This window comes from Kytococcus sp. HMSC28H12, from assembly GCF_001816045.1.
Lineage (GTDB): Bacteria > Actinomycetota > Actinomycetes > Actinomycetales > Dermatophilaceae > Kytococcus > Kytococcus schroeteri.
In genome coordinates this window covers 1-1,749 of the sequence record NZ_KV824430.1, presented here as the reverse complement: position 1 = coordinate 1,749, position 1,749 = coordinate 1, and the positions used below count along the sequence as shown (strand labels likewise).

Below are 1,749 nucleotides of genomic sequence, written 5' to 3'. Positions count from 1 at the left end.
CCGCTGCTACACCCTCAGATCGGAAGAGCCCATTGAGGGCCCCCGATTCCGGGCCGATTATCGCGACGTGCGTACCCTGGCTCAGGCGCCGGGGTTCAGCGTCGGCACCTACATGTGCCACTTCGGACGCGGCAACGGGAAGCGGTGCGACACCGTGTACGACACCACCGTCTCCAAGGGCAGCCTGTCGGCCTGATCGCCATGGAGCACCACTACACGACGGGCGGCAACAGCGGGGGGCCCTGGTACAACGGCACCAAGGGTTACGGAATCCACCACGGGTACAAGACGATCTGGTTCAAGGACAGGTCGCTCTTCACCCCTCTCAACCGAGTCACGCGACACTGGGGTGCCTATGTCCTGGTGGGCTGAGGCCACGGGTGCAGCCATGGTTGCAGCACTGATCGTCTCCGGCTGCACTTCCGCCGACCAGAAGAGCGCCCAGGGTGACACGAGCCTCTGGGTGGCCAAGGACAGCAGTTCAACGGGCGAGGCCATGCTCGAGGGGACACTGCGGTACCTCCAGGACGAGGGGTGCTGGGTTGTGGAACCCTTGGCGGGAGATCTCGACGCCGACGTCAGCCCAGAGAGCGCCAGAACCGCCGTCATTTGGCCCCCGGGCTCGTTCTCCGTCGAGGGCTCCCGTCACACCGTCTCCGCGGAGGGCGGGCAGGTCATGGACGGGCAACATGTCCAAGCGTCCGCTGCGTTCATCCACGACCCCGGAGAATTCACCATTCCAGAGACCTGCCGAACCGCAGGGATTGCAGTGCTGAGCAACGTCCATCCCGCGGAGTGAGAAGGACGGATCCCGTGTGCGCGGGGAGGGCGGCGTCCCGGTGAAGCGCTTTGCCCTCCCCGCGCACACTCGTGGGATCGTCTGCAAGTGCGCGATGGTCTGCCGCGCAGACGCTGGCGTTGACGCGAGCACGGTGCAGGAGGTGAAGCAGCTCGTGCTGCTCACCGCGGGGCACCGCGCCCGAAGGCGGCGGCATCCTCGGGCGCGAGGCGTGGGCGTTGGACGACCGGTCGGCCCTGTGCGTGGTGGACGGTCAGGTGGAGCTTCTGCCGGGCGAGCACTGGCGGCACTTCCCCGGCTGAGGTGCACACTAGCCGCATGCCCGCCCTCATCGCCTGGTGGCGCCAGGACCTGAGCACGCTCGCCCCCGCCGCACCGGACCAGGCGGTGGTCGATGCCGGCGCCCGCCTGCTCGCGGCGTGGACCGCGCCGGGGCGCGCCTACCACTCCACCCGGCACCTGGTGGAGCTGTTCTGGGCGCTCGAGGAGCTCACCGAGGCCGGCGAGGTGAACGCCGGGGACGCGCCCCTCCTGCGCGTGGCCGGGTGGTTCCACGATGCGGTGTACGACCCCACCGCGGGGGCCGGCGCCAACGAGCGGGAGTCCGCGGCGCTGGCCCGGCGCGAACTGGAGGCGCTCGGGGCCGCGGAGGCCGTGGTGGCCGAGGTGGAGCGGCTGGTGCTGCTCACCGTCGACCACCGGGCGGAGGGCGGGGACGGCGGCATCAGCAGCGAGGGCGACGGCGGCGCCCTCCGGCGTGCCCGGGCGTTCTGCGACGCCGACCTGTGGGTCCTGGCGTCAGATGCCACGCGCTACACCGAGTACACCGCCCAGGTGCGGCAGGAGTACGCACACGTGCCCGACAAGGCCTTCCGCACCGGGCGCCGGGCCGTGCTGGAGCACCTCGGGGCCGGGTCCGTCTACGCGACCGACCACGCCCGGCGCGCCTG

Annotated in this window: 2 protein-coding genes and 1 pseudogene; all 3 read left to right on the top strand. The window is 70.6% G+C overall.

All coding sequences use genetic code 11. The features are described from left to right. Positions 1-67 precede the first annotated feature (67 nt). On the top strand, positions 68-196 hold the full coding sequence (locus HMPREF3099_RS13620; protein ID WP_256374420.1) for a hypothetical protein: 129 nt from the start codon (positions 68-70) through the stop codon (positions 194-196). 192 nt (positions 197-388) lie between these two features. Continuing rightward, a complete protein-coding gene (locus tag HMPREF3099_RS05710; protein WP_070705107.1) occupies positions 389-799 on the top strand; it encodes a hypothetical protein in 411 nt (136 codons plus the stop codon). A gap of 318 nt (positions 800-1,117) precedes the next feature. Then, positions 1,118-1,749 (top strand): annotated as a pseudogene (locus HMPREF3099_RS05705) (hypothetical protein); the annotation flags it as partial.